28 protein-coding genes and 2 pseudogenes are annotated in these 21,410 nt (G+C 50.3%); 14 read left to right on the top strand and 16 right to left on the bottom strand.

What is annotated here, in order from left to right; all coding sequences use genetic code 11:
- Nucleotides 1–7 precede the first annotated feature (7 nt).
- The 7 genes from MKQ70_RS18320 to MKQ70_RS38790 are packed head-to-tail and all read left to right on the top strand — an operon-like array spanning nt 8 to nt 3,846.
- The gene (locus MKQ70_RS18320) at nt 8–868 is read left to right on the top strand and encodes an imidazolonepropionase-like domain-containing protein (protein WP_248073215.1); all 861 of its coding nucleotides are present in this window, start codon (nt 8–10) and stop codon (nt 866–868) included.
- Complete coding sequence (locus MKQ70_RS18315; RefSeq protein ID WP_248073214.1) at nt 799–1,239, top strand: amidohydrolase family protein; 441 nt, start codon at nt 799–801, stop codon at nt 1,237–1,239. Before MKQ70_RS18320 ends, MKQ70_RS18315 begins: the two co-directional genes overlap by 70 nt.
- Nucleotides 1,236–2,135: a formimidoylglutamase gene (gene hutG / locus MKQ70_RS18310; RefSeq protein WP_282456592.1), complete on the top strand. Its 900-nt coding sequence runs from the start codon at nt 1,236–1,238 to the stop codon at nt 2,133–2,135. The genes MKQ70_RS18315 and hutG overlap by 4 nt, the downstream gene beginning before the upstream one ends.
- Nucleotides 2,107–2,226 carry an arginase family protein gene (locus MKQ70_RS38795; protein WP_308199065.1) on the top strand — a complete coding sequence of 40 codons (120 nt, stop codon included), beginning with the start codon at nt 2,107–2,109 and terminating at the stop codon, nt 2,224–2,226. Before hutG ends, MKQ70_RS38795 begins: the two co-directional genes overlap by 29 nt.
- A gap of 14 nt (nt 2,227–2,240) precedes the next feature.
- Nucleotides 2,241–2,738 (top strand): metallophosphoesterase family protein, encoded by a 498-nt coding sequence (locus tag MKQ70_RS18305; RefSeq protein ID WP_308199493.1) that lies wholly within the window; start codon nt 2,241–2,243, stop codon nt 2,736–2,738.
- Nucleotides 2,739–2,767: 29 nt separating this feature from the next.
- Nucleotides 2,768–3,691, top strand: coding sequence for a DUF4421 domain-containing protein (locus MKQ70_RS18300; protein ID WP_282456591.1), 924 nt, complete (start codon nt 2,768–2,770; stop codon nt 3,689–3,691).
- Nucleotides 3,679–3,846 carry a restriction endonuclease subunit S domain-containing protein gene (locus tag MKQ70_RS38790; RefSeq protein WP_372489992.1) on the top strand — a complete coding sequence of 56 codons (168 nt, stop codon included), beginning with the start codon at nt 3,679–3,681 and terminating at the stop codon, nt 3,844–3,846. Before MKQ70_RS18300 ends, MKQ70_RS38790 begins: the two co-directional genes overlap by 13 nt.
- A gap of 13 nt (nt 3,847–3,859) precedes the next feature.
- Here the strand turns inward: MKQ70_RS38790 and MKQ70_RS18295 are convergent, their stop codons facing one another.
- Complete coding sequence (locus tag MKQ70_RS18295; protein ID WP_248073213.1) at nt 3,860–4,180, bottom strand: HD domain-containing protein; 321 nt, start codon at nt 4,178–4,180, stop codon at nt 3,860–3,862.
- Nucleotides 4,144–4,473 carry a hypothetical protein gene (locus tag MKQ70_RS18290; protein ID WP_248073212.1) on the bottom strand — a complete coding sequence of 110 codons (330 nt, stop codon included), beginning with the start codon at nt 4,471–4,473 and terminating at the stop codon, nt 4,144–4,146. The genes MKQ70_RS18295 and MKQ70_RS18290 overlap by 37 nt, the downstream gene beginning before the upstream one ends.
- Before the next feature lie 472 nt (nt 4,474–4,945).
- On the opposite strand from MKQ70_RS18290, the gene MKQ70_RS18285 reads away from it, so the two are divergent.
- Nucleotides 4,946–5,401, top strand: coding sequence for a hypothetical protein (locus MKQ70_RS18285; protein ID WP_248073211.1), 456 nt, complete (start codon nt 4,946–4,948; stop codon nt 5,399–5,401).
- Between the two features lie 61 nt (nt 5,402–5,462).
- Here MKQ70_RS18285 and MKQ70_RS38785 read toward each other — a convergent pair whose 3' ends face one another.
- Both MKQ70_RS38785 and MKQ70_RS18280 read right to left on the bottom strand, forming a co-directional pair.
- On the bottom strand, nt 5,463–5,753 hold the full coding sequence (locus MKQ70_RS38785) for a hypothetical protein (RefSeq protein WP_308199063.1): 291 nt from the start codon (nt 5,751–5,753) through the stop codon (nt 5,463–5,465).
- Nucleotides 5,668–7,734: an aconitate hydratase gene (locus MKQ70_RS18280; protein WP_282456588.1), complete on the bottom strand. Its 2,067-nt coding sequence runs from the start codon at nt 7,732–7,734 to the stop codon at nt 5,668–5,670. The genes MKQ70_RS38785 and MKQ70_RS18280 overlap by 86 nt, the downstream gene beginning before the upstream one ends.
- 251 nt (nt 7,735–7,985) lie before the next feature.
- On the opposite strand from MKQ70_RS18280, the gene MKQ70_RS18275 reads away from it, so the two are divergent.
- Nucleotides 7,986–8,207 (top strand): PspC domain-containing protein, encoded by a 222-nt coding sequence (locus MKQ70_RS18275; protein ID WP_248073210.1) that lies wholly within the window; start codon nt 7,986–7,988, stop codon nt 8,205–8,207.
- 126 nt (nt 8,208–8,333) lie between these two features.
- On the opposite strand, the gene MKQ70_RS18270 is transcribed toward MKQ70_RS18275, so the two are convergent.
- From MKQ70_RS18270 to MKQ70_RS18265, 3 genes are all read right to left on the bottom strand, one after another.
- The gene (locus MKQ70_RS18270) at nt 8,334–8,720 is read right to left on the bottom strand and encodes a hypothetical protein (RefSeq protein WP_248073208.1); all 387 of its coding nucleotides are present in this window, start codon (nt 8,718–8,720) and stop codon (nt 8,334–8,336) included.
- Between the two features lie 140 nt (nt 8,721–8,860).
- Nucleotides 8,861–9,151: a hypothetical protein gene (locus tag MKQ70_RS38780; RefSeq protein ID WP_308199062.1), complete on the bottom strand. Its 291-nt coding sequence runs from the start codon at nt 9,149–9,151 to the stop codon at nt 8,861–8,863.
- The gene (locus tag MKQ70_RS18265; protein WP_282456587.1) at nt 9,145–9,675 is read right to left on the bottom strand and encodes a DAHP synthetase I family protein; all 531 of its coding nucleotides are present in this window, start codon (nt 9,673–9,675) and stop codon (nt 9,145–9,147) included. Before MKQ70_RS18265 ends, MKQ70_RS38780 begins: the two co-directional genes overlap by 7 nt.
- A 188-nt stretch (nt 9,676–9,863) precedes the next feature.
- Here MKQ70_RS18265 and MKQ70_RS18260 point away from each other — a divergent pair, with 188 nt between their 5' ends.
- On the top strand, nt 9,864–10,808 hold the full coding sequence (locus MKQ70_RS18260) for an NAD-dependent epimerase/dehydratase family protein (RefSeq protein ID WP_248073206.1): 945 nt from the start codon (nt 9,864–9,866) through the stop codon (nt 10,806–10,808).
- A gap of 121 nt (nt 10,809–10,929) precedes the next feature.
- On the opposite strand, the gene MKQ70_RS18255 is transcribed toward MKQ70_RS18260, so the two are convergent.
- The 9 genes and pseudogenes from MKQ70_RS18255 to MKQ70_RS18215 all read right to left on the bottom strand — a co-directional run bounded on the left by MKQ70_RS18255 (nt 10,930) and on the right by MKQ70_RS18215 (nt 17,943).
- Nucleotides 10,930–12,177 carry a sulfate adenylyltransferase subunit 1 gene (locus MKQ70_RS18255; RefSeq protein WP_248073202.1) on the bottom strand — a complete coding sequence of 416 codons (1,248 nt, stop codon included), beginning with the start codon at nt 12,175–12,177 and terminating at the stop codon, nt 10,930–10,932.
- A gap of 19 nt (nt 12,178–12,196) precedes the next feature.
- Nucleotides 12,197–13,102, bottom strand: coding sequence for a sulfate adenylyltransferase subunit CysD (gene cysD, locus MKQ70_RS18250; RefSeq protein ID WP_248073200.1), 906 nt, complete (start codon nt 13,100–13,102; stop codon nt 12,197–12,199).
- 31 nt (nt 13,103–13,133) lie between these two features.
- Nucleotides 13,134–13,865 carry a phosphoadenylyl-sulfate reductase gene (locus tag MKQ70_RS18245; RefSeq protein ID WP_248073198.1) on the bottom strand — a complete coding sequence of 244 codons (732 nt, stop codon included), beginning with the start codon at nt 13,863–13,865 and terminating at the stop codon, nt 13,134–13,136.
- A 349-nt stretch (nt 13,866–14,214) separates the two neighbouring features.
- Nucleotides 14,215–14,573 (bottom strand): annotated as a pseudogene (locus tag MKQ70_RS18240) (RrF2 family transcriptional regulator).
- A 110-nt stretch (nt 14,574–14,683) separates the two neighbouring features.
- The gene (gene dapB / locus MKQ70_RS18235; RefSeq protein WP_248073194.1) at nt 14,684–15,400 is read right to left on the bottom strand and encodes a 4-hydroxy-tetrahydrodipicolinate reductase; all 717 of its coding nucleotides are present in this window, start codon (nt 15,398–15,400) and stop codon (nt 14,684–14,686) included.
- 57 nt (nt 15,401–15,457) lie between these two features.
- Complete coding sequence (locus MKQ70_RS18230) at nt 15,458–16,156, bottom strand: DUF5683 domain-containing protein (RefSeq protein ID WP_248073191.1); 699 nt, start codon at nt 16,154–16,156, stop codon at nt 15,458–15,460.
- Between the two features lie 65 nt (nt 16,157–16,221).
- Nucleotides 16,222–16,713: a ParB/RepB/Spo0J family partition protein gene (locus MKQ70_RS18225; RefSeq protein WP_248081450.1), complete on the bottom strand. Its 492-nt coding sequence runs from the start codon at nt 16,711–16,713 to the stop codon at nt 16,222–16,224.
- 11 nt (nt 16,714–16,724) lie between these two features.
- Nucleotides 16,725–17,137: pseudogene (locus MKQ70_RS18220) on the bottom strand (ParB N-terminal domain-containing protein).
- Nucleotides 17,134–17,943 carry a ParA family protein gene (locus MKQ70_RS18215; RefSeq protein WP_248073188.1) on the bottom strand — a complete coding sequence of 270 codons (810 nt, stop codon included), beginning with the start codon at nt 17,941–17,943 and terminating at the stop codon, nt 17,134–17,136. Before MKQ70_RS18215 ends, MKQ70_RS18220 begins: the two are co-directional and overlap by 4 nt.
- Before the next feature lie 316 nt (nt 17,944–18,259).
- Here MKQ70_RS18215 and MKQ70_RS18210 point away from each other — a divergent pair, with 316 nt between their 5' ends.
- The 4 genes from MKQ70_RS18210 to MKQ70_RS18195 all read left to right on the top strand — a co-directional run bounded on the left by MKQ70_RS18210 (nt 18,260) and on the right by MKQ70_RS18195 (nt 21,238).
- A complete protein-coding gene (locus MKQ70_RS18210) occupies nt 18,260–19,297 on the top strand; it encodes a metallophosphoesterase (protein WP_248073186.1) in 1,038 nt (345 codons plus the stop codon).
- Nucleotides 19,294–19,527, top strand: a complete 234-nt coding sequence (locus tag MKQ70_RS18205; protein ID WP_248073183.1) for a metallophosphoesterase family protein — start codon at nt 19,294–19,296, stop codon at nt 19,525–19,527. Before MKQ70_RS18210 ends, MKQ70_RS18205 begins: the two co-directional genes overlap by 4 nt.
- 54 nt (nt 19,528–19,581) lie before the next feature.
- On the top strand, nt 19,582–20,499 hold the full coding sequence (locus MKQ70_RS18200; RefSeq protein WP_248073180.1) for a hypothetical protein: 918 nt from the start codon (nt 19,582–19,584) through the stop codon (nt 20,497–20,499).
- Between the two features lie 166 nt (nt 20,500–20,665).
- Nucleotides 20,666–21,238, top strand: coding sequence for a porin family protein (locus MKQ70_RS18195; protein WP_248073176.1), 573 nt, complete (start codon nt 20,666–20,668; stop codon nt 21,236–21,238).
- Nucleotides 21,239–21,410: the final 172 nt, after the last annotated feature.

Here is a 21,410-nt window from a genome sequence, read left to right as displayed (position 1 = left end):
TTTGCGCATGCGTTTAACAGGACCTTTTGCACAAATCATTACCATGGCCGGACTGCCGCTGAAAGGTGCTTTGCAGGACGAACAGCTGGATATTATCGGCAACGGCGGCGTTATTACCCATGAGGGTAAAGTCGTGGCCGTAGGCCCTTTTGACGAACTGGCCGCCGCACATCCGGGCATTGATACGGACCTCTGCAAACAGCCATCGGTATTGCTGCCCGGCTTTGTCGATTGTCACACACACATTTGTTTTGATGGTACGCGTAGCCGCGATTACGCGATGCGCATTGCCGGAAAGTCGTACCTGGACATTGCCCGCGCCGGTGGCGGCATCTGGGATTCCGTAACGAAAACCCGTGCTGCTAAAGAGCAGGCGCTTGCCGAAAGCCTGATCTCCCGCGCTAACCGCCACTTCCAGGAAGGAGTAACGACGATCGAAGTGAAAAGTGGTTACGGGCTGGATGCTTATTCGGAAATTAAAATACTGCGCGCCATCAAGTATGCCGCGCAACATACGCAGGCAACGCTGGTAGCTACTTGCCTGGCCGCACACATCAAGCCGCGCGACTTTGAAGGTACGGAGGCCGAATACCTGCAGTGGGCGCTGGACGAACTGCTGCCAGTGTTAAAAGAACACGACCTCGCACATCGCGTGGACATCTTCATTGAAGAAACAGCCTTTTCGCAGTCAGCTGCGCGTACTTACCTCAAAGCCGCTGCCGCAAAAGTTTCGCGTTTACGGTACACGCCGATCAGTTTACAGCTGGTGGTAGCACCGTGGCCGTGGAATGCGGCGCATTGTCTGCCGATCACCTGGAAGCCAGTACGGATAAGGAAATACAGGAACTGGCTGCTTCCGAAACAGTAGCGGTGGTGTTACCCGGCGCCTCCATGGGTTTAGGCATGCCTTACGCGCCCGCGCGCAAGCTGCTGGATGCCGGCGCTTGTGTAGCCATTGCGAGCGACTGGAACCCCGGCTCTGCGCCGATGGGGGATTTGCTGATGCAGGCCGCCGTGATGAGTGCTTCCGAAAAGCTGAGCACCGCCGAGGTATTTGCCGGGCTTACCGTTAGGGCCGCCAAGGCACTGGGCCTGGCTGGTGTTGGGGCGCTGCAACCCGGTATGGATGCCGACTTCCAGGCATATGAAGCAGAAGATTATCGCGATATTTTATATTACCAGGGTAAATTAAAACCCACTACGCTCTGGAAACAGGGACAAAAGATCATCATGTTATGATACGTTCGCCATTTTATAACGCGCCGGTGCAGGACTACTGGCAGGGCAGAACAGATGGTACCGACCCGGACATGCTGCGCTGGCACCAGGTGGTTCAATGCATCGACCTGGGCAAAGAAAATTTACCCGCGTTACAGGAAGAACAGAAAGGCATTGTGCTGGTAGGTTTTGCCAGTGATGAAGGCGTTCGTCGTAATAAAGGCCGCGTTGGCGCGGCACAGGGGCCACTGGTCCTGCGCCGCAGCTGTGCCGCGTTTCCGGTGCATTTCGATGGACATCTGCTGATCGATGGTGGGGATATTAATTGCACCGGTGGCGATTTATCCGGTGCGCAGCAGGCGCTGGCGGTGACGGTGAAGCAAATCATCGAAGCCGGGTATTTGCCCGTGTTGTTCGGTGGCGGCCATGAAATAACATATGGTCACGCCAGTGGCATCTATGATAGCTATCAACAGTCAGCGATCGGTTTGATTAATTTTGATGCGCACTTCGACCTGCGGCAGCCCGGTGCTGAAGGCGCCAGTTCCGGCACCGGCTTTTGGCAGCTGGCGGAAGATTGCCGGCAAACGGGACGTGACTTCTACTACCTCGCTCTCGGTATTCAGCAGAACAGCAATACCCGCCGCCTGTTCGATACGGCCGACGCGCTCGGGGTAATGCATCTGCCCGGCGAGTATTTCCATCACCTTAAAAGAGAATCATTATTCCGCAACCTGCACCTGTTCGTCGACAGTGTAGATAAAATTTATCTTACCACCTGTCTCGATGTATTCGCCGCCGCCTTCGCGCCGGGGGTAAGCGCCACCGCCTACAATGGTATTCTGCCCGATGCGGTGTTCCTGGAGTGTTACCGCGAAATCCTGTACAGTGGAAAGCTTGGGGGTGGATATCGCTGAATTGAATCCTTCTTTTGATGTGGATAATCGCACCGCGAAGCTGGCCGCCTCCATTGTGTTTGAAACCGTAGCCGGTTATTTTCAGCAGTAAAGTCAGTATCTTGCCTGCTATATGAAGCGAATCGGATTAATGTCGGATACCCACAATCACCGGACCCGCTGGTATTTAAGTACTTTGGCCAGGTAGATGAGATATGGCATGCGGGCGATATCGGCAATGCGGAACTGGCCGACAAACTGGAAGCGTTTAAACCCTTCCGCGCGGTATGGGGCAACATCGATGGCGCCGATCTCCGCGTACGTTATCCCGAAGTAAACCGCTTCATTCTCGAAGATGTAAAAGTATGGATTACACACATTGGCGGTTATCCCGGCAAATATGCACCGTCCATTAAGGAAATCATTCACAAATACCCGCCACACCTTTATATAACCGGGCACTCCCACATCCTCAAAGTGGTGCGTGATCCCAAACTGGGGCTGCTGCATATTAACCCGGGCGCCTGCGGCCACCAGGGCTGGCATAAGGTAAAAACGCTGGTACGGTTTGTGTTGGACAGCGGTAACATCTCACAATTAGAAGTGATTGAGCTGCCGCGATAAACGGCTTATTTTGTTATCTTGTCTGTTCCATGAAAAAAGGCCTGCTACTGTTTATTTTCGCTTGTATAACTACTTCCTGCGCCCTGGCGCAGCAGAAGGAGGGCTGGCTGAAACGCGCCCTGCGCACACATAACGATACGATCTACGTATCGCAATACCTTACAGATGTTACTTTCCGGCTGCTTGGCCAGCGCAAATATTCTTACTACGATTTAAATGATCGTGGTGAAGGCCGCGAGCTGCTGTACCGCCCCAATAACCGCTTTACGCTGGGAGTAGGCGCTAACTACGAGTTGCTGGGACTGAACCTCGTGTTCAACGTGCCGTTCATTAATAGGGATGATGAGGAACGCGGTAAAACAAAGTTCATCGATCTGCAAACGCACCTCTACCTGCGTAAACTCGCCATCGACCTGATTGGCAATTATTATAAAGGCTTCTATATCGCGAACCCGCGCAGTTTTATTCCCGGTTACCAGCCCGGTGATGGCTTCCCGAAACGGGGAGACCTGTACCACACCAACTTCGGGGCACAAGTGCAGTATATCTTCAACGACAGCAAATTCTCGTACCGTGCGGCTTTCGTGCAAAACGAATGGCAGAAGCGGAGTGCGGGTTCCTTTATCGCCGGTGGCGAGGTATACCGTATGGAAGTTCGTTCGGACTCCAATCTTGTTCCTACAGGCAATCCTGAATTCTTCGACGGACTGCAGTTCAGCAAGAGCAGCATCTTTACATTAGTAGGCAATGTCGGGTATGCCTATACGTTCGTTTACCGCAAGAATTTTTACGCAACCGGCTCGCTTTCGGGCGGACTGGGCATCAACTCCACAGCCATGCGTTTTGCGGAGGGCCACGACAAACTCCGGAAATTGGCTGGCAGTTTAACAACACGATCCGTTTGTCGGCCGGCTATAACTCCGACCGGTATTTTGCGGGTGTGCATTATGTAGAAGTGATCACCAGGGGGCAATCGCCCGTAGCGCGTACGTACCAGACTTTTGGCGTAGGCAGTTTCCGGGTGAGCGTAGGCCGCCGCTTCGGGTTAAAGAAACCCCGGATCAAACCCGGCTCCCTGTTAAGCAGTGTTGAGAAAACCGACGACTAACCTTACAATGTTCCTATCTCCCAGGTGATGTTTTCCCTGGCCTGCTGTTCAAATTGGGCGCGGAATTCGGGCGTGTTGTAAATGAACGGCATGTCCAGAAGTGTTTTAACACCTTTTTGCGCCCTGGATTATACAGCAGATCGGGGAATATACGGTACTCCTGGCGGATCTGCCGGGTGTATTCCACGTACGACATTAACGGCGCCCCAAGAATACCCAGGTCAATGTCGAGCAGATAACTCAGGTCGCTGTCCACTGCTGTATCGCCATGTGTTTTGGTAGCAATGATCCACTCGCTTACTTTGCGGATGCCGGCGGGCGAATAGCCCAGCATTTCCAGAAGTTGGCCGCTTCTTCGGCGCTTTTCTCTTCGTTATTGTTGTTGCCTGCCTTGTAAATGATGTCATGGAAAAAGATGGCGAACGCCATGCTGTCGGGATCTTTTACTTTATCGCGCACCTGCTCCAGCAGGCCGAGCATCTGGCTCAGGTGTTCCAGGTTATGATAGTGGCGGTTGGGGCCGCTGTAGGCTTCGTTGATATGTTCAAAGGCCGATTGAAACAGGGCCTGGTGAGAAGGGTAGGAGGCGGATAGTTGTTGCCATACCTTGCCGGTGATATGCTGCATCCTTCGAAATATTTTTATTAAGATACAAAATATGCATCATTAACTTCTTTGCCAATTTCCCCGTCGTTTTATGTTGCTAATGCTTTCAACATAAAAAAGATAGAAAAAAGTGATGCGCTGATAGCAAGTGTTTCGTCGCGCTGGTGGTAATGTTTAGCAGCAGCTGCCTGGTTTTTGTTTAGCGGGTGAAATACTTTACTGGTAAGTGTTATGGCGTTTTGCTGCGCTAAAAGTAATCGGGTATTATGGTGTTTAGCAGTGTGGTTAAAAGGTTGTTTTTTCTAATTATTTTGATGTAAATTGATATTGTTGATTTGTTTGTCTATAACCTGTCATCAACATACTTTAGTATTGATTTGATAACCTGAAATGCCTGCCACCGGCGGGTAAGCGAAGTATTGCGTTTGATCATGCCCTGGCGCGCGGGGCGTTATTAATAGATCCATCACCCTTTTAATTATTATTTGAAACTATGAAAAAGTTAGCCATTTTGTTTTCCCTGTCAGCGTTGCTGGCAGTCCCTGCATCTTATGTGAATGCCCGCAGCATGGTGCTGAAACCTGCTGTTGAAAGAGGTTTTGACGGTAAGGCGTTTGTTAACTCCGTGGTATTCGGCAATGCTTATACCTATGGTAATAACATGACGGATTACGATTTCTACGTCACCTTTACGCCGGTAGGTACGTCTGGGTCGCCCATCACCTATTACATGGAGGCGGGCTTTTATAACCCGGCAGATAACTGGGTATTCACCGATGGTGTATATGATGTAAAGCTGACGCCTGTGAGTGCGATGCCTTTAGGTACCCATGTAATGGTGAACTATGGTTCCGCCTATATTCCCGCGTATAGCACCACACCTGTAACGGTGAGCGGTATTACCTTTTATCCCAGCGGCGGTAATGTAGTGCAGTTGGAGCAATATTAATCAGACTAAAAAATAAAGCCCCGGCAATTGCCGGGGCTTGAACATTATAGCGACTAAACTATTATTGCTTTTTCGCAAACTCAGCACGGATCACATTAAGTGCGCCACCTGCAATGAACCACTGTATCTGTTGTTCATTGTAAGTGTGGTTCACCACGATCTCGTCTTTGCTGCCGTCTTTATGGTTCAGCACCACTGTTAACGGTTTGCCGGGTGTGAAGGTAGCCAGTCCAACGATATCGATGCTGTCGTCTTCCTGCACTTTTTCATAATCCTCTTTGTCGTTGAACGTCAATGCCAGCATGCCCTGTTTTTTCAGGTTGGTTTCGTGGATACGGGCGAAAGATTTCACCAATATTGCGCGAACACCCGTGGTGGCGGGGCTCCATGGCCGCGTGCTCGCGGGAAGAACCTTCACCGTAGTTTTCGTCGCCTACTACCACAGAACCGATGCCTGCGGCTTTGTAAGCGCGTTGTGTACCCGGAACGGAACCATATTCGCCGGTCAGTTCGTTTTTAACGGTATCTGTTTTATCGTTGAAGTAGTTGATCGCGCCGATCAGCATGTTGTTGGAAATGTTGTCGAGGTGACCGCGGTACTTCAACCATGGACCTGCCATGGAAATGTGGTCGGTGGTACATTTACCTTTTGCCTTGATCAGCAGTTTCAGGCCTTTCAGATCGGTGCCTTCCCATGGTTTGAATGCTTCCAGCAGCTGGAGACGATCAGATGTAGGGGATACGATTACCTGTACACCGCTACCATCGGCCGCAGGGGCCTGGTAACCCGGATCATCTACTTCAAAACCTTTAGGAGGCAGCTCGTAACCTTTGGGTTCGTCCAGCTTCACCTTTTCGCCATTCCTGTTGGTAAGGGTATCTGTAAGCGGGTTAAAGGTAAGGTCGCCTGCGATGGCCAGTGCCGTTACGATTTCGGGAGAAGCTACGAAAGCGTGGGTAGATGCCAGGCCGTCATTACGTTTCGCGAAGTTCCTGTTAAAAGAAGTGATAATAGAGTTTTTACGGTTCGGATCATCGATGTGACGTGCCCATTGACCGATACAGGGGCCGCAGGCATTTGCCAGCACTACACCACCGATCTTATCGAAGGTGTTGAGCATGCCGTCGCGCTCGATGGTGAAACGTACCAGTTCAGAACCCGGTGTGATCGTGAATTCAGACTTCACTTCCAGGTTTTTATCGATAGCCTGTTGCGCCAGGGAGGCGGAACGGCTGATATCTTCATAAGAAGAGTTGGTGCAGGAGCCGATGAGGGCTACTTCCAGTTTCTCGGGCCAGTTGTTTTCTTTCACGGCCTGCGCGAATTTGGAGATAGGCCATGCCAGGTCCGGGGTAAACGGACCGTTTACGAAAGGTTCCAGCGTATCCAGGTCGATCTCGATCAGCTGATCGTAGAACTTGCCAGGATCGGCGTAAACGCCTGCATCCGGACGGAGGTGGTCGCGTACGCCGTCTGCCAGCTCAGCTACTTCTGCGCGGCCGGTGATTTTCAGGTAAGCGCTCATTTTTTCGTCGTAAGCGAAGAGGGAGCAGGTAGCCCCGATTTCGGCGCCCATGTTACACACAGTTGCTTTACCGGTAGCGCTCATGCTGTCCGCACCTTCACCAAAATATTCCACGATAGCGCCGGTGCCACCTTTTACAGTAAGCAGGCCGGCCACCTGCAGGATCACGTCTTTGGCGGAAGTCCAGCCACTCATTTTACCTTTCAGGTGTACGCCGATCAGTTTCGGCATTTTAAGCTCCCACGGAAGACCAGCCATTACGTCTACCGCGTCAGCGCCGCCAACACCGATGGCTACCATGCCCAAACCGCCTGCGTTAGGGGTGTGGGAGTCGGTACCGATCATCATACCGCCGGGGAAGGCGTAGTTTTCGAGTACTACCTGGTGGATGATACCGGCACCCGGTTTCCAGAAACCGATGCCGTATTTATTGGAAATAGAGGAAAGAAAATCATATACCTCTTTGTTCGTTTGGTTCGCAGTCGCCAGATCGGCAGCAGCGCCGGTTTTTGCCTGTATCAGGTGATCGCAGTGAACGGTAGAGGGAACTGCCACCGATGCGCGGCCGCAGGTCATAAATTGCAGCAGGGCCATCTGGGCCGTAGCGTCTTGCATCGCTACGCGGTCTGGTGCGAATTCTACATAGGATTTGCCCCTTTCATACGAAGTCGTCGATGGCGCATAAAGGTGGGCGTAAAGGATCTTTTCGGCGAGTGTAAGCGGTCTGCCTAGCATCTTACGGGTTGCTTCCACTTTACCCGGGAGAGCCGCATACAATTTTTTAATCATGTCAATATCAAACACCATGGAAAAAATTATTTAAAAGCGGTTATAAATGCTTCGCAAAGTTACACAAAACGGGTGTCTATTGCAAAAGAGACTGATGCTCCATTAAGCTAATTGTCGGTAATAGGCATAAATGGAGGTTAAAATAATTTAATAAATTAATAATTGACCAACAGATGCCATGATCTTGTCATTAGATCATCCGCAATAATTGTACAAAACACGTGCGTATGGTATTTTGTTTTCCTAAATAATTAGGATAAATTTGATATATGAACCGTTTAAAAGACTTTATGGAATGGCAGGCCTTTGGCGTTTGCGCAGCCATAGGGGCTAAACTGGGAATGGCTACTTCCCGGATACGCCTGTTCTTTATTTATGCCAGTTTTCTCACGATCGGCTCACCGGTGATTGTTTACATGATACTCGCGTTTTGGGTAAACATGAAAAATTACATCACCAACGGCCGCCGCAACCCGCTGCGCTACCTGTAATATCCTGCCGTTAAGTACAATAAGCCCCTGCCGGACGTCATACAACGCCCGGAGCAATATTTTCCATGCCCGACAGTGAGCTGCCGGGAACAGTTAGTTTATCAATCTGGAATAAAGAAAAAGAAACTACTCGAGATGCACTTTCGTCATGGACTCGTAGTGGTTCTGTAATTGGTGCACGGTAATCGGACCCTGTATTTCGCGGCGTTCGTCGCGGTATACCAGCGCCAGTTTGTCCTGCCCGTGAAACTCTACCTTGAAAGGGCCGCGCACATAAATAGTGCTGCCATTTTCGGGGTCTTCCTGGTGGAATTTCAGGCGTACCAGTTCGGCTTCATTTAAGGTAATGGGGAAAAGATCCTCCACCGAATACCAAAATTCCTGTTGCTCATGCGTTAATACACATACTTGCCTATCCTCATGGTTCACTTCGAGAACGGTACCTTCAATCAGCTGTCCCTCAAAGTTTACGAGTACCCTGTCGCTAACTCTTACATCGGAGATCTGGATCATAACATGAAATGGTTTAGTGCAAACTGAATATACAAAATTTATTCCGCATAGCAGAAATACGCCGTGTTCTACTATTTCTTCTCCTGCGGCAGGTATTATGTTACAATAAAAAGGGCCGGAATCACCGGCCCTTTCGTTATTTATTTTACAGCTTGTCTGATTTTCACAAGGTCTTCCAGCAGGCCTTCCAACAGGTCGAGGCGAAGCATGTTGGCGCCGTCGGACAGTGCGCAGGAAGGATCGGGGTGAGTTTCGATGAACAGGCCATCTGCACCGGTAGCAATAGCTGCTTTGGCAATGGTGCTGATCATCTGCGGGTTACCACCGGTTACGCCGCTGCTCTGGTTAGGCTGTTGCAGGCTGTGCGTACAGTCCATGATCACCGGTGCGCCGTGGTGCTTCATAATGGGAATGTTGCGGTAATCTACCACCAGTCCTGGTAACCAAAGGTGGTACCACGTTCGGTAAGCATCACGTGGTCATTGCCTGCGCCTTTCACTTTTTCTACCGCGAATTTCATGGACTCGCCGCTCAGGAACTGACCCTTTTTCACATTCACTACCTTGCCGGTTTCGGCGGCAGCGATCAGGATGTCCGTCTGGCGGCAAAGAAACGCCGGGATCTGCAGTATATCTACATAAGCAGCAGCCATAGCGGCTTCGGCGGCAGAGTGGATGTCGGAGGTGACGGGCAGGTTAAAACGCTGGCCTGTTTTCTGCAACAGCTCCAATGCTTCCACGTCGCCCACACCGGTAAAGGAGTGGATGGAAGTGCGGTTTGCTTTGCGGTACGATGCTTTAAAAACGTAAGGGATGTTGAGTCTTTTACAGATACCGGATACCTTTTCGGCTACGGTAGTCAGCAATTCTTCGCTTTCTACCACACAGGGGCCGGCAATGAGAAAGAAATTGTCTGGGTTATATTGTTCTTTGAGTAAATGTTTTAACGTTTTCATACTGCAAAATAAAGGAATTCGCGAATAATGCGGAAGCATGGCAAAGGGATGATAAAAAGAAGCCGTTACAACCTATCCGCGAAGTGGTTTGTTATTGTTTTGTCATGGAATTAATGACATAGTTTATAAATAGGGGGAACCGGGTAATATTACACCCAACATTTAAATTTGCCCATCAACTTTAAAAAATGAAGAAAGATAAGATCCTTGTTATCGGCGCCTGCGGACAGATTGGAGTAGAGCTTACCCTGGCGTTGCGTAAAATGTATGGCGATCAGAACGTAGTGGCGTCCGACCTGCGGGAGGAGCACGAACTGCTGAAAGGGACCGGCCCCTATGTATCGCTGGATGTGATGAACAAGGAAATGTTGCACGTGTTGGTGATCCGTCACAACATCACCCAGGTTTACCTGCTGGCGGCCATCTTATCTGCCACCGGCGAAAAGAATCCACTGCTGGCCTGGCACATCAACATGGCAAGCCTGCTGAATGTGCTGGACATTGCTAAAGAAGAAGGGCTGGATAAAATTTACTGGCCGAGCTCTATTGCCGTATTCGGTCCTAACTCTCCTAAACAGGATACCGAGCAGCATACGATCATTGAGCCTACGACCATCTATGGCATCAGCAAGTTTGCCGGCGAGCGCTGGTGCGAGTACTACAATCACCGTTATGGCATCGACGTGCGCAGCCTGCGTTACCCGGGCCTTATCAGCTATAAATCAGCCCCGGGAGGCGGTACCACCGACTACGCGGTGGAAATCTACCACGAAGCGCTGGAAGAGGGCAAATATGAGTGTTTCCTGCGCGAAGACACCTACCTGCCCATGATGTACATGCCCGACGCTATCCGCGCCACCATCGAACTGATGGAGGCCGACTCCGCCAAGATCAAGATCCGTTCTGCGTATAACCTTTCGGGTATGAGCTTTTCTCCCAGGGAGATCAGTGAAGAAATTAAGAAACATATCCCATCGTTCACCATCAGCTATGAGCCGGATTACCGCCAGCAGATTGCCGACGGCTGGCCGCAGAGTATCGACGATACCGCTGCCCGCGAGCAATGGGGTTGGAAGCCGGAGTACGACCTGGAAAAGATGACAACGGATATGTTGAAGAATTTGAAGAAGTAGATTTTTTAGAGATTTGAAGATACGGGAGCTCTTTTAAGGGCTCCTTTTTTATATCAATCTATCAAAAAGGAGGACACGCTGTCCTCCTTTGCACATTTATAGTTGATAAAATGATAACGGGTTATTCTACGAAACCCACCGCTACAGTGGAGTTGCTGAATTCGTCCACAAGAATAAACGAACCATTGGCCGGATTTTGTATATAAGGGTCTGCAAAAATAGGACTGGCCACTTTCAGGGTGATTTTACCAATGTCGTTCAGGCCGAGTTCCTTCACATCGTCCTGCTGGCGGTGCGTGGTTACTTCGATAACGTGTTGAATGCCCTGCACCTTCGCTTTTACGCGGTTGATGCCATGTTGGAGCAGGTATGTTTTACCCGCCACCAGTTTCGTCTGGTCCATCCAGCACACGTTTGCGGTGATTTCTTTCAGCGCCTGCGGCTCTTCACCGGCTTTCACCAGGATGTTGCCACGGCTGCTGTCTATTTCATCTTCGAGGGTAATGACCACGCTGTCGCGGGCATGCGCCTCGTTAAGTTGGGTTTCGAATTTTTCTATTGATTTGATTTTGCTGCGGTGTTGCGAGGGGAGCGATACGATCTCGTCGCCCACTTTAAAGCTGCCGCTGGCAATTTTGCCGGCAAAGCCGCGGAAGTCGTGGAACGCTTCGCTTTTAGGGCGAATCACGTACTGTACCGGGAGGCGTGCGGGCAGCGCGTCACCTTCGTGCGAAAAGTCGATCTGTTCCGGGTAATCCAGCAGCGTAGGCCCATCATACCAGCTGATTTTTTCGCTGCGTGTTACCACGTTTTCGCCATAGAGGGACGAGGCGGGAATGAACTTCACTTCCTGCTCTTTAAACGCGGCCTGTGCGGTCAGCTGTTTAAAATCTTCCACGATTTCGTCGAACCGTTCCTGTGCATAATCTACCAGGTCCATCTTGTTCACGCACACCACCAGGTGTTTGATGCGCAGGAGGTTGGCGATGAAGTAGTGGCGGTAGGTCTGGTCCACGATGCCTTTGCGGGCGTCGATGAGGATCAGGGATACCTGTGCGGTGGAGCTGCCGGTCACCATGTTACGGGTGTACTCGAAGTGGCCGGGCGTATCGGCAATAATATATTTGCGGTTGGGGGTGGAGAAGTAGATGTGCGCCACATCGATCGTGATGCCCTGTTCGCGCTCGGCGATGAGGCCGTCGGTCAGCAGGGAAAGATCGGTAAAGTCCAGCCCCTTGCGTTTGGACGCGGCGTGCAGCGCTTCCATTTTATCCTGGGGGATAGATTTAGTATCGTACAGCAGCCGGCCTATGAGGGTGCTTTTGCCATCATCTACACTACCGGAGGTGGTTATACGTAAAACGTCCATTGATTACAGTTTGAAATGATTAAAAATACCCGGCCTGTTTGCGCTTTTCCATGGCGGCTTCGGAGCGTTTGTCGTCGATACGCGCGCCGCGTTCGGAGATCTTGGCTTCCATGATCTCGGCGATGATGTCTTCCAGCTGATCGGCTTCGGACATTACCGCTGCGGTACAGGTCATATCGCCCACGGTGCGGAAGCGCACTTTCGATACGAAAGGCTTTTCTTCGTCTGTCGTATTGAGGAAGGTGGAGTACGGCCAGTACATACCGTCGCGCTCAATGATCTCGCGTTCGTGGGAGAAGTAAATGGAGGGTATTTCGAGTTTTTCTTCGCGGATATAGTTCCATACGTCCAGTTCCGTCCAGTTGGAGATGGGGAACACGCGTACATTTTCACCGATGTTGATTTTGCCGTTGAGCATATCGAACAGTTCGGGACGCTGGATCTTGGCGTTCCATTGGCCGAATTCGTCGCGTACGGAGAAGATGCGTTCTTTCGCGCGTGCCTTCTCTTCATCGCGACGGGCGCCGCCGATGCAGGCGTCGAACTTCAGTTCTTCGATAGCATCCAGCAGGGTAACGGTTTGCAGGGCGTTACGGCTGGCGTATTTGCCGGATTCTTCCTTCACTTTACCCTGGTCGATGCTGTCCTGTACGTTCCGTACGATCAGCTCCAGGCCCAGACTTTCCACGAGCCAGTCGCGGAACTGGATAGTTTCGGGGAAGTTATGGCCGGTATCGATGTGTAATAAGGGGAAGGGGATTTTACCCGGATAGAAAGCTTTTTGCGCCAGGCGAACGATGGTAATAGAATCCTTACCACCGGAGAAAAGAATAGCGGGACGCTCGAATTGTGCGGCTGTTTCTCTCAGGATGTAGATCGCTTCGTCTTCCAGCGCGCGTGGAAATTGCCATTTAATACTGTTCATATCGATAGTTTAGTTACCGACCGTGCGGGGCTTATTTGCTGGCCGCCGGTACCTGCTCGTTTTGCGTATTCGTGTTGTGACTGTGCAGTCCGCACTCTTTCTTAGAATCTTCCCACCACCATCTGCCGGCGCGGGGATGTTCGCCAGGTTCTATGGCCCTGGTACAGGGCGCGCAGCCGATGCTGATAAAACCTTTATCGTGCAGCCTGTTGTAAGGCACGTTGTATTTTTCGAGGTGGGCCAGTACGTCGCTGTACGACCATTCGATGAGCGGATTATACTTGAGCAGCTGCCGCTGTTCGTCCAGTTCCAGCGCATCCATCCCCAACCTGTTTTCCGACTGTTCCGCACGCAGCCCGGTGATCCATACCTTTACCCCTTCGAGGGCGCGGTTGAGGGGTACTACCTTGCGTATATAACAACATTCCTTACGGTTCTCTACCGAATCGTAAAAGCTGTTGAATCCTTTTTCCCTGGTAAGCCTTTCTACATCGGCTGTTTCGGGGAAAAAAATCTCTATTTCCTTTTTGTACCTGGCCCGGGTAAGATCGATGAGGTCGTAGGTTTCACGGAACAACCGGCCCGTATCGAGGGAAAACACCCTGATCGGCAGGTTATTACGCCAAATGATGTCGGCAATAACCTGGTCTTCCTGCCCAAAGGAGGTGGAAAAAGCCACCTTCCCGGGAAACTCCTCTGTCAGCAATCTGAGGCCCGATGCGATGTCGTCAGTCTGGGCCAGCATCTTCTTGATATCTTCCATGTATCTTCCTTAAACCTTGGTACAAAAATACATAAATCCTATATAAAAGATAGACTAACTTTTGTAGTTTTCCTTATATATTGATTATTAAGTGTTTAGGCGTCACCGAACCATCACTGAACCATCACCGAACCACCAACCGTAGTTGGTAGCTTAGTAAAACGGCCTGGCAGACTTCGATGGGGCCTAAACGCCCGCAGATACTAAGGTTTAGCTTGTAAAGATCAGCCTGATACGAAGAGGATCCTAAGTGCATCCGATAGCAGTAGTAAGGATGGTCAAAGGGGGCTGCCGGTGGGACGCCGGGGCAAAAAAAAGGAGCAGCTTTCGCTACTCCTTCGTTCCGTATTTACGATTTCGTTATGATATCTTTCAAGGTCTTATTCTCCAATATCTTCAGGCTGGCATCCCTTACGCGGCTCATCACATCGTGCAGGCCACATACAGCTTCGTCTTTACAGTTATCGCAGCGCTCGTAATAATTGAGGCTCACACATGGGAGTAAGGCAATGGGGCCATCCAGTAAACGGATGATGCGCGCCATGGCAATTTCCTTCGGTTGTTTCAGCAGGTAATATCCGCCGCCTTTACCTTTTTTACTGCCCAATATGCCGGCGTTCTTCAACTCCGGAGAATGTTCTCGAGGAATTTGATCGATATGTTTTTCTCCGAAGCGATTTCCGATATCAGTACGGGACCTTTATCCACATTCTCTGCCAGGTGAACCAATGCGTGAAACGCATACTGAGTCTTTTTGATAACATAATGTAACAGCGTTGTTTGCTACTCCTTCTGCAAATATATGGAAAAAGCGGGAGCTAGAGGTTCAGCACGTCTTTCATGGAAAACACGCCCTTTTTATCTTTCAGCCATTCCGCCGCTTTTACCGCGCCGGAAGCAAAGCCCTGGCGGCTGTGAGCAGTGTGGATGATGGTGATATCGTCGATGGTGCTGGTGTAGTTTACGATATGTGTGCCGGGCGCCGGATCAATGCGTTTGCTCACGATACCCAGTTTGTCGGCGTCATGGGTGCCCTCGTTTACCCGTGTGTTTTTGGCTTTGCTGGCGGCCAGTATCTGCTCGGCGAGCGTGATGGCGGTGCCGCTGGGCGCGTCTTTCTTCTGGGTGTGGTGAATTTCTTCCATCTGTACGTTGTAGTCTGTATGAGGACCCATCAGTTCCGCGAGTTTTTTATTCAACTCAAAGAAGATGTTTACGCCGATGCTGAAGTTGCTCGCATATAAAAAGGCCTGGTGTTTTTCGAGGCAAGCCGCGGTTACTTCCGGCAGATGCTCCAGCCAGCCGGTGGTGCCGCATACAACGGGAACGCCTGCTTCAAAGCATTTCAGGATATTGGAAAACGCGGTTTCCGGTGTGGTGAATTCAATGGCCACATCGGCGCCCTGCAGGTTTTCTTTTTCCAGCAGGTGTTGGCTGTCCCGGTCAATGATATGTGAAATTTCGTGTCCTTTGGCAACGGCGATCGCCTCTATGGCTTTGCCCATTTTGCCGTATCCGATCAGTGCTATTTTCATGGCGTTTGGTAATTGTAATAATTGGAATAGATAAGGGAGGATATGATGGCCAAAAGTTTATCTGCTCAGGGCAAACAGTGACTTCTGGAACTTTTTCCTGTTGGTTTTACCCAGCTGAAAGGTGAGTGCTACGCCCACCGCTTTGGTGTCGAACACCTTTGGACTGATGCGCATGCTGAGGTCGTCCGACATATCGAACTGTTTCAGGTGCGCAAACACGGTAGCGTCCACGATGTTGAGGCCGTAGGCGAGGATGAACACGATCACGGAGTAATCCACGTACTGCCGGTAGGCATCGCGCAGGTATTTAAGGTCGGCGGCGTCGTAGCCTTTCTGCGTCCATTCATCGGAGAAGTTGGGATTAGTCGCATTGGCCATCCGTACGCGGTAAGCGTCGCGGAAGGTGCGGTAATTGTCCATGTTCCAGATGAATACGCCGGTAGATACGCCGAGGGCGCCGTATACGAGCGGAAGTTTCCAGTAGTCGCGGTTGTAGATTTGCCCCATACCCGGCAGCACGGCAGAGTAGAAGGCCGCTTTACGCGGATCGTGTTCGCGTTTGGTAGTCAGAATGAGGGTGTCTTTTGGACGGGCGGTGTGGATAGAGTCGCGTATTACGATGCCTTTAGGCAAGGTATCGATCGCGGCTTGCAGGGAGTCTGCTTTGCGGAGGGTGTCCGCAGCAGGTTTACGGTTGTCTTTCAGGAATTGCCGGGCGGCGCGGCTGGTCGTATCGACCTGCGCGCGCAGGGGCATGGCTGCTCCCAATACCAGCAGGGCCAGTACCGAAACAACAGGACAACCGGGTTATATTCCCTGCTTTATTTTCCACCGTATAATTCAATTTTTTCGAGGATGCTATCCAGTTCTTCATCTGAATAGAACTCGATCGAGATGCTGCCTTTACCTTGTTTGTTCCTGTCCAGCTTCACTTTGGTAGAGAAGTGGGAGGCAAGGTTGTCCTCGATCTTCTGGTAGGGCGGCGGGAGTGTATTTTTAGCTGGTTTCTTAACGTTACCTTTTTCGATGTAAGTTACTTTACGTACCAGTTCTTCGGTTTGGCGTACGGACAGCCCGTCTTTCATCACCTCGCTGAAGATGAACAGCTGTTTCTCTACGTTTTCCACGCCGATGAGTGCGCGGGCATGGCCCATGCTGATTTTGCCGCTTCGTACCGCTACCTGGATGTCCGGGGGCAGTTTCAGCAGGCGGATGTAGTTGGTAACGGTGCTCCGTTCCTTGCCCATCCGGTCGGCTACTTCTTCCTGGGTGAGCGTACACTCTTCCATCAGGCGTTTATAGCTGAGGGCTATTTCAATCGCGTTCAGATTTTCGCGTTGGAGGTTCTCCAGCAGGGCCAGTTCCGGAGTTCCTGGTCATTTACCTGGCGGATGTAGGCAGGAATGTCTTTCAGTCCGGCCATTTTGCTGGCGCGCAAACGGCGCTCGCCCGAAATGAGCTGGTATTTTTTGCTACCCTGGCTACCGTGATCGGCTGAATGATATCATGCAGTTTAATCGAGTGGCTCAGCTCCTGCAAAGCCTGCTCGTCGAAGTCACGACGCGGCTGTTTAGGATTCACCTCTACCTGGTCGAGCGGAATACGCTCAATACCGGTAGCCTGCGTTACCACCTGTTCTCCCAGTGCACTGGTAGTTTGTTTCAGGTCCGTATCGATGTTCTGCAACAGCGAGCGGATACCTTTACCCAACGCCTCTTTCTTATTCGGATTGGTCATCGTTTATAGCCGTGGATTTTATCCTCTGATTTTATTTTAGTGAAATTATGCTTTTGCAGGATCTCTTTCGCCAGGTTCAGGTAGTTGATGGCCCCGGTGCTGGCCGCATCGTACATAATAACCGATTTACCGAAGCTCGGCGCCTCGCCCAGTTTGGTGTTACGGTGAATGATGGTGTTGAACACGCTTTCCTCGAAATGTTGTTTCACCTCGTCTACCACCTGGTTGCTCAGGCGCAAACGGCCATCGTACATGGTCATCAGGATACCTTCGATTTCCAGTTCGGTGTTCAGCCTGCTTTGTACAATCTTGATCGTATTCAATAATTTACCCAAACCTTCCAGGGCGAAGAACTCGCACTGTACCGGGATGATCACCGAATCGGAAGCCACCAGGGCGTTCACGGTAATCAGGCCGAGGGAAGGGGAGCAGTCGACGATAATAAAGTCGTAATCGTCCTTGATGGGGTCGATGATCTGTTTCATCACTTTTTCCCTGTTGGGGTGGTTGATGAGTTCCAGTTCAGCGCCTACGAGGTCGATGTGCGAAGGTAATACCTTCAGGTTGGGGGTGTCGGATTCAAGTACCACGTCCTTAGCGGCTACATCATTTACCATGCAGTCATAAAGGCTCTGCGTAATGTTACGCAGGTCGAAGCCCAAACCAGTTGTACTGTTTGCCTGCGGATCCGCATCCACCAGCAGTGTTTTATACTCCAATACAGCCAGGCTGCTGGCCAGGTTGATGGCGCTGGTGGTTTTACCTACGCCGCCTTTCTGATTGGCGATTGCGATTGTTCTTGCCATTGTTTAAGTCTCAATTCAAAGGTTAAAATAGGATAAATTATACGAATTGCCGTCTTTTAACATACTCAATCGGGCAAAATTACAACGAATACCCCGTAAAAGAGGGTGGCTGCGCTATTTATTTATTCACAGAGGAAAAATGCCCGCCCGGTTGCAGAAATGTTAAAATTCGACTGATATTCAACGCCTGGAATGAGTAAGTATTTCAGTATCAATTGTTAATTATTTTTCCACGTTTGCAATTTTACGGGCAGGTAATCGTCATCAAGGTAGTACAGCTTAACTTTGAGCCTTGAATCAATATAATATATAGATAATGCGATCCGGAGCAGGTTATTTCATCATGCTGGGTTTCCTGGCAGTTTTAGATATTTATGTTTTTTTCGCCATACGTACCGCTTTTGCAAACGCATCTGCCCGGACCCGTTCCATCGCTAACCTGGTTTATTGGATCGTGTCCGGTACTGCCCTCGCCCTGGCTGCCGGCTACCGGTTTATCCCGGCCGACGGTAACTCGCTGGTGCTCACCTATATCCGCACCATGCTCATCGCCCCGGTGCTGGCCAAGGTGATGGTGGCCATCTTTATGTTGATAGATGACGTCCGCCGGCTCATCATGTGGATTGTTGGGTTGTTCCGTAAAAAGCCGGCCGAAAACATCGGCCCCGAAGGCTTTAAGCAGGGCATTACCCGCTCGCAGTTCCTCACCCGCACCGGCCTTGCCCTGGGCGGCACCCTCGTAGGCACCCTGGTGTATGGCTTCTCCAATAAGTATAATTATCACGTCCGTAAAGTGAAGCTCGGGTTTAATAACCTGCCATCGGCCTTTAAGGGGATGCGCATTGTGCAGATATCGGATATTCATTCCGGCAGTTTCCGAGACAAAGCGGCAGTAACGAAAGGTGTGGAGATGATCCTTGTCCAGAAACCGGACATTATTCTGTTTACCGGCGACCTGGTCAACGACCGCGCCATCGAGATGGAGCATTATAAAGAGGTATTCAGCAAGTTGACCGCGCCTATGGGCGTGTACTCCGTATTGGGCAACCACGATTATGGCGATTATTACCCCTGGCCCGACTTCGATGGCGACCATTACAGCAAAATGAAGGAGGATAACCTCCGCCAGCTCAAGGAGATTCATGGCGATATGGGTTGGAAGCTGATGATGAACGAGCATACCCTCCTGGAGCGTAACGGACAGCAGATCGCGCTGTTAGGGATTGAGAACTGGAGCGCCAATGCCCGTTTTCCGCGGTTCGGCGATATGAAAAAGGCGCATGCCGGTACGGAAGCCGTACCATTTAAGATATTAATGTCGCACGACCCCAGTCATTGGGATGCCCGGTATTGAAGGAGTACCCGGATGTAGACCTCATGCTCAGCGGCCATACCCATGGGATGCAGTTCGGGGTGGAGATCGCGAAGTTCAAATGGAGTCCCTCGCAGTACTTCTATAAGCAGTGGGCGGGATTGTACACCTATGGTAAACAGCAGTTGTATGTGAACCGTGGGTTCGGGTTCCTGGGGTACCCGGGCAGGGTGGGGATATTGCCGGAAATTACGGTGATCGACCTGGTGTAGGCGCGCGCGGAAAATTGCCGCTAATCCGCTATCTTGCGTATCTAATCAGTGGTGATGCCATATCGCTTTCTTATCTTTATATTGCTGCTGTCCGGTTTTCGCGTTTCCGGTCAAAACCTGGCAGAAATACAGCGTCAGCTGGATTCGCTGCTGAATGCAAATGAGAAGAGCGAATTTGTTGCAGGACTGAGTTATGGCAACAACCCGGCTTACGGTGGTAAAAAGGTAGATGTAAACCGTCCCATCGTACTAAAACCTTTTCTTTCTCCATCACTTTCCTATTTTCATAAGAGCGGCGGGTTTGCAAGCATATCGACCTATTACATGTTTAATGCTACCCAAAAGCCGCTTTTCGAAACAGACCTTTCCGCCGGTTATGATTATACGAAGAACAGGAGTTTCATTACCGGTATTAATTACACCCATTACATTTACGCCGATTCCAGCGATATGCCGTTCACCCCTATACGTAATGAGTTGTTCGCCTACTACCTATACCGCAAATGGTGGCTGGAACCCGGGCTTATACTGGATTATGGCTGGGGACAACGTTCCTTTAAGGTCAACCGCTTTTTCAACCGCACCATTTCCGGCAGCGACTTTAATATGATGGCCGATGTGCGGCATACCTTTATTTTCCCTGAACTGACCGGCGAACATGATGCACTGATGATTGTGCCGGTGCTTGCCTTTACGGCCGGAACCGCGAATTATTACAGTAACCTCAAGGCGGGCCAGTACATTACCCGCAGCAAAAGTCTTAAGCGGTACATCAACCGCATCACCCAAAATGAGCAGGAAACTATTCTTGATACTAGTTTCGAACCCCGCGCCATCGACCTTTCGCTCCGCGTTTCGTACATCTACAAAAAGCTGACGGTAGCCCCCTCGTACGTTGTGTTTCAACCGTTAAAGGGCGATGACAGGAGTATGTTCGGTTATTTTACTGCATCGGTAAATTATACCTTCTGATTTTTAGCATGCATTTTGTAACACTTCATTAACATACCTGCAATAATTTAATTTATTCGCAGTTTAATAGGGGTAACGCTAAACACGGAACGTCCTGACAGTAACATATAATTTTAATCATCACACACTATGAAAAAACATTTTATCGCTGGTCGCTTTCACGTTTATGACGATCGCCAGCGCCAGCGCCCAGAGTGGCCTGTTGCATTTCGGTATTAAAGGCGGCGCCAATCTTGGTAAGCTGGATGGTAAAGGTTATAAAGACGGGTTTAACCTCGGTTATCATCTCGGCGGTTTTGCACAGGTGAACCTGCACAAAGGTTTCGGCGTACAGGGTGAACTGGTATTCTCATCTGCTACTGTAAAAACGACCGATGACTTCAGCGAAATTTATCAAGGCCAGAACCTGGAAGCTAACGATGGTAAAAAAATCAAGCTTAACTACCTGAGTGTACCCATTTTAGCTAATATTCCGCTGGGAACTAATAGAATTAAATTACAGGTAGGACCGCAGTTTAGTGCACTGGTCAGCAACAAAAATGTATTCCAGGGAATGGACGACGCTTTTCATGGCGGCGACGTGTCGGGGGTAGGCGGTCTTTGGATCCAGCTGCCAATTGTGAACATCAGCGCCCGTTACATCATCGGCTTCACTGACGTAAAAGGTATCAGCGACGCCGTAGATGACGCTAACTGGAAAAATCAGTCTATCCAGATTGGTGTAGGCGTTACATTATAAAAAATTCATTTTCATAAGCTCCGCACGCGGAGCTGGCTGGGAGAAAAACGGGATGCCGGACAATTTGGCCGGAACCTGTTTTTCTCCTTTTTTCATTAAAAGGCTTTCCTTACCTTGGCATCAAACTTGACTATATAAGCATATCTAAAAAAGAAGGGTTTTTCACGCCAGA

Source organism: Chitinophaga sedimenti (genome assembly GCF_023156195.1).
GTDB classification, from domain to species: Bacteria; Bacteroidota; Bacteroidia; order Chitinophagales; family Chitinophagaceae; genus Chitinophaga; species Chitinophaga sedimenti.
The sequence above is the reverse complement of the archived record's forward strand: the minus strand, read 5'-3'. Positions and strand labels throughout refer to the sequence as shown.

Excerpts from the sequence above, each read along its gene's own strand:
- MKQ70_RS18255 (WP_248073202.1), bottom strand. The coding sequence starts at position 12,177 with ATGGACGTTTTACGTATAACCACCTCCGGTAGTGTAGATGATGGCAAA.
- MKQ70_RS18245 (WP_248073198.1), bottom strand. The coding sequence starts at position 13,865 with ATGGAAGATATCAAGAAGATGCTGGCCCAGACTGACGACATCGCATCG.
- cysD (WP_248073200.1), bottom strand. The coding sequence starts at position 13,102 with ATGAACAGTATTAAATGGCAATTTCCACGCGCGCTGGAAGACGAAGCG.
- MKQ70_RS18275 (WP_248073210.1), top strand. The coding sequence starts at position 7,986 with ATGAACCGTTTAAAAGACTTTATGGAATGGCAGGCCTTTGGCGTTTGC.
- MKQ70_RS18295 (WP_248073213.1), bottom strand. The coding sequence starts at position 4,180 with ATGCTGGGCTATTCGCCCGCCGGCATCCGCAAAGTAAGCGAGTGGATC.
- MKQ70_RS18195 (WP_248073176.1), top strand. The coding sequence starts at position 20,666 with ATGACGATCGCCAGCGCCAGCGCCCAGAGTGGCCTGTTGCATTTCGGT.
- MKQ70_RS18200 (WP_248073180.1), top strand. The coding sequence starts at position 19,582 with ATGCCATATCGCTTTCTTATCTTTATATTGCTGCTGTCCGGTTTTCGC.
- MKQ70_RS18215 (WP_248073188.1), bottom strand. The coding sequence starts at position 17,943 with ATGGCAAGAACAATCGCAATCGCCAATCAGAAAGGCGGCGTAGGTAAA.
- MKQ70_RS18280 (WP_282456588.1), bottom strand. The coding sequence starts at position 7,734 with ATGGTGTTTGATATTGACATGATTAAAAAATTGTATGCGGCTCTCCCG.
- MKQ70_RS18290 (WP_248073212.1), bottom strand. The coding sequence starts at position 4,473 with ATGCAGCATATCACCGGCAAGGTATGGCAACAACTATCCGCCTCCTAC.
- MKQ70_RS18260 (WP_248073206.1), top strand. The coding sequence starts at position 9,864 with ATGAAGAAAGATAAGATCCTTGTTATCGGCGCCTGCGGACAGATTGGA.
- hutG (WP_282456592.1), top strand. The coding sequence starts at position 1,236 with ATGATACGTTCGCCATTTTATAACGCGCCGGTGCAGGACTACTGGCAG.
- MKQ70_RS18320 (WP_248073215.1), top strand. The coding sequence starts at position 8 with ATGCGTTTAACAGGACCTTTTGCACAAATCATTACCATGGCCGGACTG.
- MKQ70_RS18265 (WP_282456587.1), bottom strand. The coding sequence starts at position 9,675 with ATGAAAACGTTAAAACATTTACTCAAAGAACAATATAACCCAGACAAT.
- MKQ70_RS18230 (WP_248073191.1), bottom strand. The coding sequence starts at position 16,156 with ATGCCCCTGCGCGCGCAGGTCGATACGACCAGCCGCGCCGCCCGGCAA.
- dapB (WP_248073194.1), bottom strand. The coding sequence starts at position 15,400 with ATGAAAATAGCACTGATCGGATACGGCAAAATGGGCAAAGCCATAGAG.
- MKQ70_RS18300 (WP_282456591.1), top strand. The coding sequence starts at position 2,768 with ATGAAAAAAGGCCTGCTACTGTTTATTTTCGCTTGTATAACTACTTCC.
- MKQ70_RS18270 (WP_248073208.1), bottom strand. The coding sequence starts at position 8,720 with ATGATCCAGATCTCCGATGTAAGAGTTAGCGACAGGGTACTCGTAAAC.
- MKQ70_RS18210 (WP_248073186.1), top strand. The coding sequence starts at position 18,260 with ATGCGATCCGGAGCAGGTTATTTCATCATGCTGGGTTTCCTGGCAGTT.
- MKQ70_RS18285 (WP_248073211.1), top strand. The coding sequence starts at position 4,946 with ATGAAAAAGTTAGCCATTTTGTTTTCCCTGTCAGCGTTGCTGGCAGTC.